Raw genomic sequence first — 13,908 nt, forward strand, 5'->3', positions numbered from 1 at the left:
TATGAGATTTAATATCAATCCAATCGCTTCAAAGAACTGTACAGAACTTTTCTCGCGTTTGCTTCTCTTAATTCCTGTTGTACGTCAGTTACGATTCCCATTTTGGCCTCTACATCCACCTTCATTGAAATAGTAATCTGATCTCTCTCTACCTCAGACAGTTTATCCTTCTCCTGATTGACAAACCTTACCACGTCTTCTGGCTCTATAAATACATCATTGACCTGGATCTTTGGCTGCTCGCCGTATAGCTCCACTTTCGTTGGCTTTCCTATGTATATATAACTTACCAATGACTTTCTCTCCAGCTTACTCAACTGCGTCGATTTAGGCAATGTCTGCGCTACCATGATAGATGTCTCTCTCAATACAGTTGTCACCATAAAGAAAAACAACAACATAAAGATAATATCCGGCAGTGCCGCTGTAGGTATCTCTTGACTCGTATTAGAACTCTTCTTAAACTTTGCCATAATCAACCTCCAATTTTATTTGGTTCAGCAATTGAAATCGCTCTCGGAATCCCTTGACGGGCTCTTTGATACAACTCCTTCTGCTCAGGATCTTTTTTATCCAACTGCAAGAACTCCTCGGCAGTCAAACCTACTCTCTGTCCATAAATTTCATTGTAAGCAGCATTGATTTCATCAAGTACAGCAATGTACAGTTCGTAACTCGTTCCACGATCTGCTTTGAACGACACCACGGCTTCACCTGGTTCGTCCGAAGAATTATCTCGTTTTCCGTTTGACTGCACATGACTTCTCAACGTCGCTGGCAAAGAGTTATACAACTCTTTGCCCTCCAATGAAGGCTTTCTGAAATTCAGAATAAAATCCTTAATCATACCTCTCAATTCAGTCACATCAGTCAATGGTTCGTCCTCTACAAGGAGCTTATCCAAGGAATTAGCCTGAATTTTAAAGATATTTCTATCGTTTTTAGTCACCTCCGGAGGCGGCTCATTTGGATCTGGTTTCGGTGGCAAAAGCATCGCTATACCCTTGTCGTTTGCTATCGTGGTAGTCACCAAGAAGAAAATCAACAAGAGAAAGGCAATGTCTGCCATAGATCCCGAGTTCACCTCAGCGGCCGGTCTATTTTTCCCTTTCGCCATAGTCTTATTTTATTGCTTTAGATACTTCAGTGTATACAATTCCACCGAGTGCAATGACAGTCAATGCATAAGTCATCGTCAGCAGTCCCCCAATAAATTTAGACAAAGTAGCGCCGATTTCGAACTCCTCGTAAGAAGCTCTCACCTCATTGCCTGAAATTGCCCATGATATCAAGAAGATTACTACAAGAGCTAATAACCCCGCTCCTGCTTTCACCATTGATTTAGGATCACTTACAGAATTGATGATTGGGAAGACGATAGCTGCTAAGCCTGCCAATATTGTTAATGTATAAGAAACGTATAGTGCTACATCTATTAAGTCCATCTTCTTTTTCGTTTAATGTGAAAATCTTATTTAGAAGCAGAATGCTTAACCAAGATATCTATTAAAGAAATAGAAGCGTCCTCCATAGAGTTTACTAAAGAATCAATTTTAGATACAAGGTAGTTGTAGAACAACTGTAGGATAACCGCAACGATCAAACCACCAACTGTAGTCAAAAGTGCCACTTTGATACCACCTGCAACCAACGCTGGAGATACATCACCCGCCTCTGCGATCGCATCAAATGCCCCAATCATACCGATTACAGTACCCATGAAACCGAGCATAGGAGCCAAAGAGATAAACAAGGAAATCCAAGTCATACCTTTTTCTAGTTTACCCATCTCTACAGAACCGTAAGAAATGATTGATTTCTCTACCATTTCGATACCTTCTGACATTCTCATCAAGCCTTGTACAAAAATAGATGCTACAGGTCCTTGTGTATTTCTACAAACGTCCTTCGCTGCTTCTACTCCACCTGCAGACAATGCGTCCTCTACTTGAGACAACAATTTCTTTGTGTTAGTAGTTGCTAAGTTCAGAGTAATAATTCTTTCGATTGCCACTGCCAATCCGAGGATCAAACACAACAATACGATACCCATAAATTCCCATCCACCAGCAATAAATTGCTCTTTCACGATTTGATGGAAACCAGGCTCATCCTCTACGTACACTTCTTCTACTACGGCTACTTCTTCTACAGGCTCTTCTTCAACAGCCACTTCTTCTACTACGGCAGTACTATCACCATCCGCCATCTCTGTAGAGTCAGATGCTACTACTTCGTTTTGTGCCATTGACTGAAGGTGTCCCAAAGTGAATACACCCGTCATCATCAATAAAATTACTACTCTTTTCATAGTCAAAATTTTAATAAATCTTCAAATAAAGGTTTTAAAAGTTCTCTAATTATTGCTTTCTCAATGCTAAAATAGCGCGGAGAGGAAGGGATTCGAACCCCCGGTACCCTTGTGGGGCACACTCGCTTTCCAAGCGAGCACCTTAAGCCGCTCGGCCACCTCTCCAATACTGTTTAGCTTTCTCAAAGCGACAAATAAATTATAAAAATACGCTATATGCAAATAACTGCATACAATTTTGGTTCGCTCACTAAACTACTGTTAACTCCCCTCTTATCGATACATTTAGCTTCTGTTTTATGATATCAACATTCCGCTCCGTACCTAGTAAATGCATTAATTTGGCTAACGCCGCCTCGGTAGTAATATCATGTCCACTTATTACTCCGATATCGGAGAGCATCTTGCTCGTTTCGTAGCGCCCTTGTACGACACTCCCCCCCATACACTGGGAGACATTGTACAAAAAAATACCCCTTGAGACTGCGTCACGCAACAATTCCTCCATCCATCTCCAACTCATGATATTGCCAGAGCCATAGGACTCGATCACTACTCCCTTGAGTCCTTTTATATTCAAAATACTTTTTACAACTTCTTCGGTGATCCCTGGAAATATCTTCAAAACGACCACATTTGGGTCCATCTTTGGATAGAATTCAAGCTTCTGTTGGGGGTCGTGTGTATTCATAAAAGACTCGTTAAAAACGATCTTCACTCCCGATTCTGCCAGATAGGGGAAATTCTCCGACTCAAAAGCTGCAAAGTTGCTACTTCGAATCTTCTGGGAGCGATTTCCTTTAAGCAAATAGTAATTAAAGTACACCGCGATCTCATTGAGCATGGGTACTTTACCGTTTTTGGTCGAAGCGATTTCCAAAGCCGTTATGAGGTTTTCACGAGCATCAGAGCGTGTCGCTCCTATCGGTATCTGTGCTCCTGTCAAAATAATGGGCTTGTTGATCCCTCTAAACATAAAACTCAGTGCCGACGCGGTGTAGGCCATCGTGTCGGTCCCATGCAAAATCACGAAAGCGTCATATTGCTCGTAATGATCTTTGATGATGTAGGCCATTGCTTGCCAATGTTCTATATCCACATTGGACGAATCAACAGGGTCTGGAAATGAAATCACCGTAAGCTTCAAGTCCAAGCTTTGCAACTCAGGAATCTTCTCGATGACCAACGAAAAATTAAAGGGGGCCAAAGACCCATCTTCGTCATACACCATACCAAAGGTCCCTCCTGTATATATCAACATGACAGAAGATTTGGGTGCCTCAGACGTGGTGGCAATATTTACGACTTTATAACTTGTATTCAATTTGGATTGTTGTTGTTCTCAAAGATAAGCATAGCCGTAGTACTAGTCACCTCAACTACTTCACTAATATCAATTTTTCTTTCGTCAGCAATCTTCAGTGCGACTTGTTTGATGAAGGCCGGTTCATTGCGTTTGCCGCGATGCGGTGCAGGAGCGAGATAGGGACTATCTGTTTCGAGGACAAAGTGCTGCAAATCGACACCTTGCATGACTGGTTCTAATCCTCCATTCTTAAATGTTGCCACACCGCCCAGCCCAAGTTTGAATCCCAACTCAACTATGCGACGCGCTTGCGCTATTGTCCCCGAAAAACAATGTACAACCCCAAACAAACCAGACTCTTGATACCCTTCGAGTAACTCGATCGTTTCGTCCATTGACTCACGACAATGAATCACAATTGGTAATTGATGCTTTAGAGCCAGACTACACTGTATTCGAAACGCTTCCTTTTGCTCTTCGAACATTGATTTATCCCAATACAAATCTGTCCCCATCTCACCTACGGCCGCAAATGACCGCTTTGACAACCAATCTTCAACGATATACAATTCCTTCTCAAAGTCCTTGCCTACCGAACAGGGGTGCAATCCCATCATCGGAATACAATATCCCGGATAGCGGTATTCCATCTCCAACATTGCGTCGATCGATTCACTATCTATATTAGGCATATAGATTCTCTCTACTCCGTCCACTTTGGCTCGATCTATCACCTCTTCTATGTCCTCGGCAAACTTGTCCGAATATATATGTGCATGTGTTTCTATCATATCTTCAATATTCTCTCCCCTTCCATCGATAACGTACAGGCAGCAGGTAAGCCACAAAAGAAGAAAAATATAGTGCCAATTCATACCATTCGTACAAACATATCCACCCCCATGAAAACGTTCTCCCTGACTCTCGGCGAAACCGAGACAGAAGCAATGCACTCAATAGAGGTCGTACACCAAACAACAGAAACATCCAAGGAGACCAAATCAACAACACCAGTACGGCAGGCACAAAAAGTAACTTCAACCCCAAAAGAACCTTGACCCAAACAGCCACTCCTCTGATGCCGCTAGCCCAACGAACACGCTGAGCAAGCAACCTACTCCAGGTCGGCTCTGCCTGGGTCTGCAAAATACTCCCCGCTGCTACACTAATCTCTAGCCGTCCTCCCGCACGCATCACTCCCTGCAGCAAAGCCACATCTTCCACTACACTCTCCTCCATATCCATGTAGCACACCCGATCTAAGTCTTCTCTCCGAATAGCCATGTTGTTGCCCCAAGCGGTCACATACACTCCTCTCTGCGCCAACTCATGCAGCAAAAATTGATTCAACACCCAATCTATATTTTGCCATTGGCTCCACCTCGTCTTCCCGTCAACTAAGGTCATCCCCACTTTCAGTACGGGGATAGACTGCCTAGGAATCAACATCGATCGTACCCAGCCAGGGTGAACCAACATGTCAGCATCCGTAAATAGCACCAACTCCCCTATCGATTGCTGTAGCAATTGTTTCAACACCCTATGTTTACCATATAGTCCAGTTGAATGTCCATCAAAATGGATCACGCGCAACTGACCTGAAGCATACTCTTGCAACAGTGCAAGTGTATCGTCCACAGAATCGTCATCACCAATGAGTATCTCCAGCTTTGTCACGGGGTAATCCAAGGACAACAGCGCACGACACAGACGCGCAACATTTGCCGACTCATTTCGCATAGAAACCAAAACAGAAACAAATGGCAACTCACCCACTTCTTCTGCAGCCTTCTCCTCCTCTAGTCCTGACAGGCTGACCAACAACAGCACCATCACACCTACACCTACAATCAAGCCACACCCTATATATAGAAATATCATGATAGCAATTCAAATCTATACCCCTTGGATTGACAAAACATAAAATATGCAGGCAGAATAAACTCCAGTCTCTGAATTGTTTTGGCATGGTCATGCAAAACAATTACATCTCCTGCAGTCGTTTGAGACAGCAATACCTCCAAACACTCTCGGTCACTCTGCTGCATATCAAAATCACCGGGCATCAGAGACCACATCACTAATTTGGTTTCTCTTTTACGCAACAGCGCATATTGACACCAAGTCAAACGCCCATAGGGTGGACGGTACAATTGAGCACTCCTTGTTAATTTGTCGATCCACTTCTCTGTCTCTTCCAATTCAGCCAACCACCTATCATTAGGAATCTGACGAGAAGACTGATGTGTATAACCGTGGTTAGCCAAACGATGGCCATTCGAAACGATTTCAGCCGCCAACTCCGACATTCGATGAAGCTGTTTTCCTTGGCAAAAAAAAGTAGCCTTGACATCAAATCGATCCAATAGAGCCAGCAAACGCAAGGTGCTTTCTTCATGTGGCCCATCATCAAATGTCAAATAAAGAGTCTTTTGTGTAGGAATTTCACTCCAAAGCGCCGAAGAAAATAGGCACTGAATAAATTTGGGGACTTTCTTGAAATAAAACGCGCTCAACGATCGTGCTTTAGATAAACGGACAGCAATGTGATATCATCTCTATAAGGCTTACCTTCCCGAAATTGCTCCACACTGGCTAGCATTTGACGATTGAGGGAGGCCGCAGATCCCTTGCCGTGTGCCCCAACTCTCTCTTGAACACGAGTCTCTCCAAACTCCTCTTCTGCTAAATTTTCAGCCTCAGTCAACCCATCAGTATATGCAAACAGTTGAAAGTCGCTCAATATTTGAACTTGCGCTGTCTCAATAAACGGCAAAGGATCAAACATCCCCAAAACGGTAGTCCCCTTCTCCAACAAGCTCAATCTCCCTTCATCATCAACCAAAATCGGAGGATTGTGACCACAATTGGCATAGTTCAACACACCACTCTTTCGGTTATAAAAGGCCACAAAGAACGTAATGAATATATCCGAATTGCCAGAATGAACCAATTGGTAGTTGAGTTCTTGAACTATCCTATCCAGATCGGTAGTCTGACGTACCAATGTACGCAAAGAAGCTTGAAAATTGGACATCATCAATGCCGCTGGCACTCCCTTGCCAGACACATCCGCTATGCAGACCATAAACTCGTGAGGGTTGATCGACACATAGTCGTAGTAGTCCCCTCCTACGTTGTGGTGTGGTTGGTAGACTGCCGCAACTTCAAGCAACTCCGTGTTGGGTAGCGACTTAGGGAACAAGTTGAGCTGAACCTGCTTAGCAATCTCTAGTTCCCGTGTGAGAGCTTCTTGTTCGAGCTGTTTTCTAGCCAACTTTTTATTCTCTATCGCTACAATCAGGATATTGGTAATCGCTTCTAGAAATGTCGTCGGTGATTTACTCGACCCTCCGTGATTAGAACTGGAAACATCGGCAATGAACACCAGGGCCAAAAGGCGATTCTTATGCAAGACGGGGATCACATACTCAAAATCCTCACTCACTTCACTATTGCGATCGATAGCAGAGGTTTGCTTGAGTGACTCAAATGCGCTCAACTCCATCTGTTCACATACTTCAGGCTTGACCCCAAATGAGACCTTACTCTCCCAAGACTCCTCCATGACAAATAGCGCCAGTTTCTTCACCTTCAAATTAGCCAAAAGAGTAAAATGATAAATCTTGTACAATGATGATTCGGGCAAATTGTTGTTGATCGCTTCAGTCACTTCCAACAGCGAATTCAACTCCAACTCCTTCAAATTAGCAGCTATTTGATTGTCCTGACTCATGCAGTACCCGTGTGTGCTTTGAGACCTGCTTTGGTTGCAAGGTAGCTATACTTACGAAAATCGATTTCCAAATCTACTTCCTCCTCTTTGACTTCCTCATCTGGCGCTTCAAAACATTTGATCCACCCTTTCTGATGTAGTTTAGTCAAGACAGGTCTGATTTCTTCATCCTCCATCCCTACATTGCTTTTGAGTTCTTGAAATGAAATTAAAAAATACAATTCATCCAGAACATCATATTCATAGTCACTCATTGCAAAAATGTTAGATGTTATACGTTCGGTTTCTCCATCGAAACTGCCCAAAATTAGAGGCTATACCAAAGAATACCACATAAAATGGGTAAATAATTTGGAGCAAAAAAAAGGGTATCACTGAAAATCCACTTCTCGTCAGGGCAACACATCGAAACAAAAACAACGCATCTGCCAAGCATTTTACTCCCCACACCCCTATCACCCAATACAAATGATCGGGAATCAAGAAAATACTCCCAACTACCCACCCTATATACAACACAAACACCACGATCGGCAAGACCAAAGATATTGGGTCTCGATGATGCTTCCATTTGGACGCCCAACGTTTGCGCTGATGATAAAACGCCTCCCAACTCTGAGGAGCCTCTGTCACCACGATTGCCTTCTCATCCGTCACAAAGACAACCTGACCTGGATACCGAGTACTGACTTTGCGCAACAGAAATTCGTCATCTCCAGAAGCAACCTCCATATTACCAGCGAACCCTTCTACCTGTTCAAAGATTTCCTTGGCAAACGAATAATTGCAGCCATTGATCATACTTGGCTTTCCCAATGCTGAAGTCGCTGCTCCCACTCCTACCAGAGCAGACAACTCGAGATTGAGCCACGATGAAAACTTATTTTCTTCAAAGTAACGAACTGGACCAAATACCAAAGCAGCACGAGTACCTTTCGCTATCAGGTGTGCTGAAATCCACCCCTTAGAAACCTGTGTATCACCATCCGTACAGACAATCCATTCCCCACGAGCTCGAGCTACACCCTCAGTAATGGCCGCCTTTTTCCCCTCATGCCCCCCTTGTAGCTGAAGTATCCGCAACCTGTCATCAGCAATCGACGCTACTCTATCCAAGGTGTCATCGGTCGAATGGTCATCAATCAATAAAACCTCAAAGTCCGAGTAATCATTGGACAAGATAGCCTCTACAGTTTGTACCACAACCTGAGCCTCATTTCTTACCGGCACCAATACACTCACTTTCACTGTATGATTCACCTCGCCTGGCTCTTTGACGCAAAGTAATCCCCAATAAAACACACCTATCCCGAAAACATAAACCAATACCACTATGCAAAGCCATACGATCATACCAGTCGATCAGCAGTTTTGGACACAAAAAACACTCCTCCTACAGCAGGCAGTACAATATTGATCACCCACACCCAAGCACTGGCTAAAGACACAGCAACCCACTCATCTGTCAGCAACGAAAAGAACAGCACGGCAGACAGCTCTCTTTTCATCAAATCCCCAAGTATGGTTAGGTTGGGCACGACCGTTTTAAAGAAAAATATCCAAAACACCCCAAGTATCAATTGATACAAAGGAAGACGCAATCCCACGGCATAAAACACCAAACAAAACTGAAGAGTGAAAACCATATAGCGGCCCAACGAAAGTAAAAGCATAACACCCCATTGTCGACTCGACAATGAAGAAAAAGACAGTCTATACTGCTGTCTCACTCGATGAATATGCGTAGCACAAAACCAAAACAATACCGATAAAACGGCAACAACTCCCCCCAACACATAGATATAGTGTAGCAAAGAAGATAAATCCAAGCCCGCTGCAAACATCCAAAGAACCGACACACTACCCAACATCAAAGTAGGGACCATCTGAGTAATGCGAGCTCCGAGCAAAGCTGCAATAGCCCTGTCTCGTACTTTGAGATCCACATCTGCCAATCTTGCAAATGCATCTCCAACCCCAAAAGGGGTAAACACATTGAGACTTCGTCCAGACAAGATGAGTTTGCATACCTCCCAAATGCTACGTGATGCATATCTCCGCATGATATACTGCCACTTGTAGGATTCCATATATATATTGAGGGGTAGAAGCAACAAGGCAAGTCCTAACCACTTGCTCTGCATACTTGTCCATACCGTCACTGATAGATCGGCATGACCGTAGAGTTGATACACCAAAACTATCAATACCAAGCTTGGCACTCCCCAGCCCCACAGTGATCGGAGTATCTGTCTAGGTTTATTCTCTATCCGTTCTGAATTGATTAAGTCCATAAAGTAAAACACATCTGCCTCAAATCGCAGGATCATTTCTATCTTGCAATGCTATTCACATCCATGGAGAAATATAAGGAAAAAATCATATTAGGCATTGACCCAGGCACCACAGTCATGGGGTACGGTGTACTATTGGTCATAGGCCCTAAACTCAAAATCCTCCAGTTTGGTGTCATCCACCTCACCAAATACAAAACTCACGAGCTGAAACTTAAGAAAATCTATGAACGAGTCTCCTCGATCATAGAGGAGTTTAGTCCAGATCATGTGGCTTTAGAAGCACCCTTTTATGGGAAAAATGTGCAATCCATGCTCAAGCTCGGGCGAGCTCAAGGTGTAGCTATGGCCGCTGCACTCAATAGAAACATCCCCATCACTGAGTATGCCCCCAAGAAAATAAAGCAATCTGTCACGGGTAACGGAAATGCCTCCAAAGAACAGGTCGCTGCTATGCTCAAATCCATACTCAAATTTGAAGTAGACCCTAAACTACTGGATGCGACGGATGCTCTCGGCGTAGCACTGACACATCACTATCAAGGAGGCAAAGTGCAATCCAGCAGCAAAAGCTGGAAAGCATTTTTGTCGGACAACCCAAACCGAGTCAAATAACTACCACGTTGTGGATTTTATTTTTTGGGCAGCACGCATGATGTCTCTACGAGAAATTTGCCCTTTCAAGATACCATTATGAGTGACTGGAAAGCGTCTAAAATAGGTTGTCAAAAATTCATTGGCGCAAGAGACTACATCCATATCCATTTCTAATGTTTTGACATTCTCAGACATATAATTCTCCACTTTTCCTTTGCCACTAGGGATGTTGTGATATGAGGATTGCACAAGTACTTTGAGACAGTCCTTCTCGGATAGCATACCGACGAGCTCTCGTTTTTCATTGAGCACAGGACCGCCCGAAATACGCTTTTTCAACATGATATCGATCGCTTCAGCGATTTCCATCTCTGGAGAAAATGTAATGAGATCTTTCGCCATGTAGTCTGCGATCGTTTCATACTTGACTCCATTGACAGGTTCTACTGTTGCCCCTTTGTAATTCATTACCATAGTTATAGGATTTAGTGGTTATACTTATTGAAAGTACCTATGATATTAACTCATTTAGACTTGAAAATCAAGACATAAGACCAAAAACCTGCCAACCGTAGGATTCTAAAAAAAACTTTCGTACTTTAAGAAGCTTGAACCAAACCGAAGCCTGATACAATGTCTCAGATACAACAAAACAAGAGACTACTTAAGGAAAACAAAGATAAATCTCAGCTTCGGTTTGATTCAAATCGTATAAAAGAGTAAATTTGCGGGCTCTTATTCCCATTTTGGTGAATTGGTATTAAATACGGGCTCCAATTAAAAAGGAAAAACAAATCATATGAGACAGCTTAAGATCACACAATCCATCACTAACAGACGTGAGAGTCACACACTCGAAAAGTACTTTACGGAGGTTAGTAGTGTGCCAATGATTACTCCTGATGAGGAAGTAGAGTTAGCACAACGTATCAAACAGGGAGATGATCTAGCGTTAGAAAAATTGGTAAAAGCTAACTTGAGGTTTGTAGTATCTGTCGCCAAGCAGTACCAAAACAGAAGCTTGCCACTCAATGACTTGATCAACGAAGGAAACCTTGGACTCATCAAGGCTGCCAAGAAATTTGACGAAACCAAAGGTTTTAAGTTCATTTCATACGCCGTATGGTGGATTCGTCAGTCGATCATGCAAGCCCTAGCTGAGCAATCAAGAATCGTCAGACTACCCATGAACAAATCTGGAGCGATCAATCAAATCAGAAGAGCCTACGCAGAACTCGAACAAAAATACGAGAGAGAACCTACCGAAGAAGAGTTAGCAGACATTTTGGAAATGAAGCCTAGTGAAGTTAGAAACACACTTGGCGCTGAAGTGAAGCAAATGTCTATGGATGCTCCTTTCGGAGAAGACGAATCTGGATCGTTGCTCGATGTACTTGAAAACAAAACCACTGGACCTACAGATGGTCAAATGGTATTCAACGATTCGTTGAAAGTAGAAACAATACGTGCACTATCTACTCTGACAGCTAGAGAAAGAGAAGTAGTCAAAATGAGCTTCGGCATTGGATCTGACAATCCATTTACACTCGAAGAAATCGGTGACATCATGGGGTTGACTAGAGAACGAGTCAGACAAATCAGAGAAAAGGCTCTTCAAAAACTAAGAGAACCAAACAAAAATCAAAGATTGAAAGAATTTTGTGCGACTTGATCGATCGTACACATTCAAAAAAATCAAAACCTCAGTCGTGGCTGAGGTTTTTTTATGTCCTTTTTTTTTTCGTACCTTCAGTTCAAGCAAAAACGCCTACACTTACATGTAATTATTACAAGAAATAATATAACAATACATCCCCTAAGTTGTTATTATTGCACGATCACCACAAACGAAGCATTATGCCATTAACAGTCCTCACTGGTACACTGGGAAAAAAAAGAGCAGCGCACTTGCTAAGAAGAGCCTGTACAGGTGCTAGCATAGCACAAATTGATGAATTCTCAGGACTGACGGCTACCGAAGCATTCCAACGACTGGTTCAAGAAGACTTACCTACGCCCCTTCCTCCTATTGACCCAAAAACTGGAACAGAATGGATCACAACAGGCCCGACAGACAATAATGGAGACAACCTATCCACTCTACTCAATGCTTGGATGATTGGACAAATGCTCGCCAGTGATGTAGACGATGCGCAAAAGCTATCATACTCTTTTCGGGAACGCATCGTGTTTTTTATGCATACACTCTTCACTACGAAACGAGAAAAAGTCAATAACACTCGATCGATATATTACCAAAACGCATTATTCAGGCATTATGCATTTGACACCAACGACATAGAAGTCCCTACTCCAAACCCTGACCCAGACTCTACTGAGATCCTCCCACCTACTGTCTATCCTGTCAATTTCAAGCACCTCACAAAAAAAATGAGTGTGGACAATGCGATGCTGAAATTCCTAGACGGCAATCTAAACGTAAAAGGCCGCCCAAATGAAAACTATGCAAGAGAGCTACTAGAACTATACACAATCGGGAGAGGACTAGAAGGCAACATTCCAGAAACCGACACACAAGGGGACTACATCTACTATACAGAAGAGGATGTACAGGCTGCAGCTAAAGTACTCTCTGGATTTGACACAGACACCAAGGAAGACAGTGCTCCATTCACAAATATCGATATAGAAACTGGGCTTCCCCGTGGTGTGATTCGAGGAAGCAATATCGCCACCCAACATGATCAAAGCATCAAGACATTCAGCGCTCGCATGAACAATGCCACGGTGCAGGCAGACCCAGATTTGCTCACTGGCAGCAGCCCCACCGAAGAAAGTGTACTCGACGAAATCAGTCAGTTGATAGATCTCATCTACAGCCAAGATGAAACTCCACGCAACATCTGCCGCAGACTCTACCGATTTTATGTCTATCACGAGGTGACTCCAGAGGTACAAGCAGATATGATCCAAGCCATGGCTGACGAGTTCATTGCTAGCGACTACAAACTCATCCCAGTGTTAGAGAAATTGTTCACCAGTCAAGAGTTCTACGATGGGGCAACAGATATCTCCGATGACATGTATGGCAGCATCATCAAATCACCTCTGGACGTTACACTGGGATTTACCAAAAACTTTGGCATCAACGTCCCAAACTCCCAGACTGAAACAGACAGCTTTTATGAGCTGACATTTTCGCTATTGAGCGAGATGTCTGGACAAGGAATGGACTATTACGAGCCATTTGAGGTAGCGGGCTACTCTGCCTATCATCAGTTTCCTCTGTACAACCGATCCTGGATCAGTCCAAACTACCTAACCAACCGATACAACTTTATTCGCAACAGAGTCGTACCAGGTGACCTACAAGACATTGGAGACATCAAACCAATCACATTCATCCAAGACAACATCTCTAATGATACGGCTCGGATAGCCAAAGACCTGATCGTTGCATTGATTGAGTATTTCTTACCGATGAGTGCATACATCACTTTTGACGGCTCAGGAGAGAGCGAGATGACCGCCGAAAGGATGGCGTATTTCCTCGATGCACTCGTGGGGTCTATGGATGCAGACCCAGAAGCAGCGTGGACGACCAACTGGGACAATGCCAGTGACCTTGAAAAAATTGACAACCAATTGGGCAACCTATTGAATGCCATACTTCAAACACCAGAATATCAACTGATGTAAACCC

Annotated in this window: 16 protein-coding genes and 1 tRNA gene; 3 read left to right on the forward strand and 14 right to left on the reverse strand. The window is 43.3% G+C overall.

Annotation, left to right across the window (positions count from 1 at the left end; genetic code table 11):
• Positions 1 to 14 precede the first annotated feature (14 nt).
• The 13 genes from BFP72_RS12490 to BFP72_RS12550 form a co-directional block, all read right to left on the reverse strand.
• The gene (locus tag BFP72_RS12490) at positions 15 to 473 is read right to left on the reverse strand and encodes a biopolymer transporter ExbD (protein ID WP_099599454.1); all 459 of its coding nucleotides are present in this window, start codon (positions 471 to 473) and stop codon (positions 15 to 17) included.
• Positions 474 to 475: 2 nt separating this feature from the next.
• The gene (locus BFP72_RS12495) at positions 476 to 1,117 is read right to left on the reverse strand and encodes a biopolymer transporter ExbD (RefSeq protein WP_099599455.1); all 642 of its coding nucleotides are present in this window, start codon (positions 1,115 to 1,117) and stop codon (positions 476 to 478) included.
• Positions 1,118 to 1,121: 4 nt separating this feature from the next.
• Entirely contained in the window at positions 1,122 to 1,445 is a 324-nt protein-coding gene (locus BFP72_RS12500; protein WP_099599456.1) for a hypothetical protein, read from the reverse strand.
• A 26-nt stretch (positions 1,446 to 1,471) separates the two neighbouring features.
• Positions 1,472 to 2,311 (reverse strand): MotA/TolQ/ExbB proton channel family protein, encoded by an 840-nt coding sequence (locus tag BFP72_RS12505; protein WP_099599457.1) that lies wholly within the window; start codon positions 2,309 to 2,311, stop codon positions 1,472 to 1,474.
• A gap of 77 nt (positions 2,312 to 2,388) precedes the next feature.
• Positions 2,389 to 2,476: transfer RNA gene (locus BFP72_RS12510), tRNA-Ser, on the reverse strand.
• Positions 2,477 to 2,561: 85 nt separating this feature from the next.
• Entirely contained in the window at positions 2,562 to 3,572 is a 1,011-nt protein-coding gene (locus BFP72_RS12515) for an asparaginase (RefSeq protein WP_099599458.1), read from the reverse strand.
• 59 nt (positions 3,573 to 3,631) lie between these two features.
• A complete protein-coding gene (locus BFP72_RS12520) occupies positions 3,632 to 4,408 on the reverse strand; it encodes a TatD family hydrolase (RefSeq protein WP_099599459.1) in 777 nt (258 codons plus the stop codon).
• Positions 4,409 to 4,412: 4 nt separating this feature from the next.
• Positions 4,413 to 5,498, reverse strand: a complete 1,086-nt coding sequence (locus tag BFP72_RS12525; RefSeq protein WP_099599460.1) for a glycosyltransferase — start codon at positions 5,496 to 5,498, stop codon at positions 4,413 to 4,415.
• Entirely contained in the window at positions 5,495 to 6,133 is a 639-nt protein-coding gene (locus BFP72_RS12530) for a polysaccharide deacetylase family protein (RefSeq protein ID WP_255397210.1), read from the reverse strand. Before BFP72_RS12530 ends, BFP72_RS12525 begins: the two co-directional genes overlap by 4 nt.
• Positions 6,130 to 7,353: a PP2C family protein-serine/threonine phosphatase gene (locus BFP72_RS12535; RefSeq protein ID WP_099599462.1), complete on the reverse strand. Its 1,224-nt coding sequence runs from the start codon at positions 7,351 to 7,353 to the stop codon at positions 6,130 to 6,132. Before BFP72_RS12535 ends, BFP72_RS12530 begins: the two co-directional genes overlap by 4 nt.
• Positions 7,350 to 7,607: a hypothetical protein gene (locus BFP72_RS12540; protein WP_099599463.1), complete on the reverse strand. Its 258-nt coding sequence runs from the start codon at positions 7,605 to 7,607 to the stop codon at positions 7,350 to 7,352. Before BFP72_RS12540 ends, BFP72_RS12535 begins: the two co-directional genes overlap by 4 nt.
• 10 nt (positions 7,608 to 7,617) lie before the next feature.
• Positions 7,618 to 8,706: a glycosyltransferase gene (locus tag BFP72_RS12545; RefSeq protein WP_099599464.1), complete on the reverse strand. Its 1,089-nt coding sequence runs from the start codon at positions 8,704 to 8,706 to the stop codon at positions 7,618 to 7,620.
• Positions 8,703 to 9,683, reverse strand: coding sequence for a lysylphosphatidylglycerol synthase domain-containing protein (locus BFP72_RS12550; protein ID WP_099599465.1), 981 nt, complete (start codon positions 9,681 to 9,683; stop codon positions 8,703 to 8,705). Before BFP72_RS12550 ends, BFP72_RS12545 begins: the two co-directional genes overlap by 4 nt.
• 27 nt (positions 9,684 to 9,710) lie before the next feature.
• Between BFP72_RS12550 and ruvC the strand changes: the two genes are divergently transcribed.
• Complete coding sequence (ruvC, locus tag BFP72_RS12555; protein ID WP_099599466.1) at positions 9,711 to 10,262, forward strand: crossover junction endodeoxyribonuclease RuvC; 552 nt, start codon at positions 9,711 to 9,713, stop codon at positions 10,260 to 10,262.
• Here ruvC and BFP72_RS12560 read toward each other — a convergent pair whose 3' ends face one another.
• On the reverse strand, positions 10,263 to 10,718 hold the full coding sequence (locus BFP72_RS12560; RefSeq protein ID WP_099599467.1) for a CBS domain-containing protein: 456 nt from the start codon (positions 10,716 to 10,718) through the stop codon (positions 10,263 to 10,265). It abuts the gene before it with no gap.
• Positions 10,719 to 11,043: 325 nt separating this feature from the next.
• On the opposite strand from BFP72_RS12560, the gene BFP72_RS12565 reads away from it, so the two are divergent.
• Both BFP72_RS12565 and BFP72_RS12570 read left to right on the forward strand, forming a co-directional pair.
• A complete protein-coding gene (locus BFP72_RS12565; protein WP_099599468.1) occupies positions 11,044 to 11,916 on the forward strand; it encodes an RNA polymerase sigma factor RpoD/SigA in 873 nt (290 codons plus the stop codon).
• 185 nt (positions 11,917 to 12,101) lie between these two features.
• The gene (locus BFP72_RS12570) at positions 12,102 to 13,904 is read left to right on the forward strand and encodes a DUF1800 family protein (RefSeq protein WP_099599469.1); all 1,803 of its coding nucleotides are present in this window, start codon (positions 12,102 to 12,104) and stop codon (positions 13,902 to 13,904) included.
• The last annotated feature ends 4 nt before the right edge of the window (positions 13,905 to 13,908 follow it).

The sequence above is a fragment of the Reichenbachiella sp. 5M10 genome, from assembly GCF_002742335.1.
Taxonomy (GTDB): Bacteria; Bacteroidota; Bacteroidia; order Cytophagales; family Cyclobacteriaceae; genus Reichenbachiella.

Excerpts from the sequence above, each read along its gene's own strand:
- BFP72_RS12515 (WP_099599458.1), bottom strand. The coding sequence starts at position 3,572 with ATGTTGATATATACAGGAGGGACCTTTGGTATGGTGTATGACGAAGAT.
- BFP72_RS12565 (WP_099599468.1), top strand. The coding sequence starts at position 11,044 with ATGAGACAGCTTAAGATCACACAATCCATCACTAACAGACGTGAGAGT.
- BFP72_RS12550 (WP_099599465.1), bottom strand. The coding sequence starts at position 9,683 with ATGATCCTGCGATTTGAGGCAGATGTGTTTTACTTTATGGACTTAATC.
- BFP72_RS12500 (WP_099599456.1), bottom strand. The coding sequence starts at position 1,445 with ATGGACTTAATAGATGTAGCACTATACGTTTCTTATACATTAACAATA.
- BFP72_RS12520 (WP_099599459.1), bottom strand. The coding sequence starts at position 4,408 with ATGATAGAAACACATGCACATATATATTCGGACAAGTTTGCCGAGGAC.
- BFP72_RS12490 (WP_099599454.1), bottom strand. The coding sequence starts at position 473 with ATGGCAAAGTTTAAGAAGAGTTCTAATACGAGTCAAGAGATACCTACA.
- BFP72_RS12570 (WP_099599469.1), top strand. The coding sequence starts at position 12,102 with ATGCCATTAACAGTCCTCACTGGTACACTGGGAAAAAAAAGAGCAGCG.
- BFP72_RS12545 (WP_099599464.1), bottom strand. The coding sequence starts at position 8,706 with ATGATCGTATGGCTTTGCATAGTGGTATTGGTTTATGTTTTCGGGATA.
- BFP72_RS12495 (WP_099599455.1), bottom strand. The coding sequence starts at position 1,117 with ATGGCGAAAGGGAAAAATAGACCGGCCGCTGAGGTGAACTCGGGATCT.
- BFP72_RS12535 (WP_099599462.1), bottom strand. The coding sequence starts at position 7,353 with ATGAGTCAGGACAATCAAATAGCTGCTAATTTGAAGGAGTTGGAGTTG.
- BFP72_RS12540 (WP_099599463.1), bottom strand. The coding sequence starts at position 7,607 with ATGAGTGACTATGAATATGATGTTCTGGATGAATTGTATTTTTTAATT.
- BFP72_RS12525 (WP_099599460.1), bottom strand. The coding sequence starts at position 5,498 with ATGATATTTCTATATATAGGGTGTGGCTTGATTGTAGGTGTAGGTGTG.
- BFP72_RS12560 (WP_099599467.1), bottom strand. The coding sequence starts at position 10,718 with ATGGTAATGAATTACAAAGGGGCAACAGTAGAACCTGTCAATGGAGTC.
- BFP72_RS12505 (WP_099599457.1), bottom strand. The coding sequence starts at position 2,311 with ATGAAAAGAGTAGTAATTTTATTGATGATGACGGGTGTATTCACTTTG.
- ruvC (WP_099599466.1), top strand. The coding sequence starts at position 9,711 with ATGGAGAAATATAAGGAAAAAATCATATTAGGCATTGACCCAGGCACC.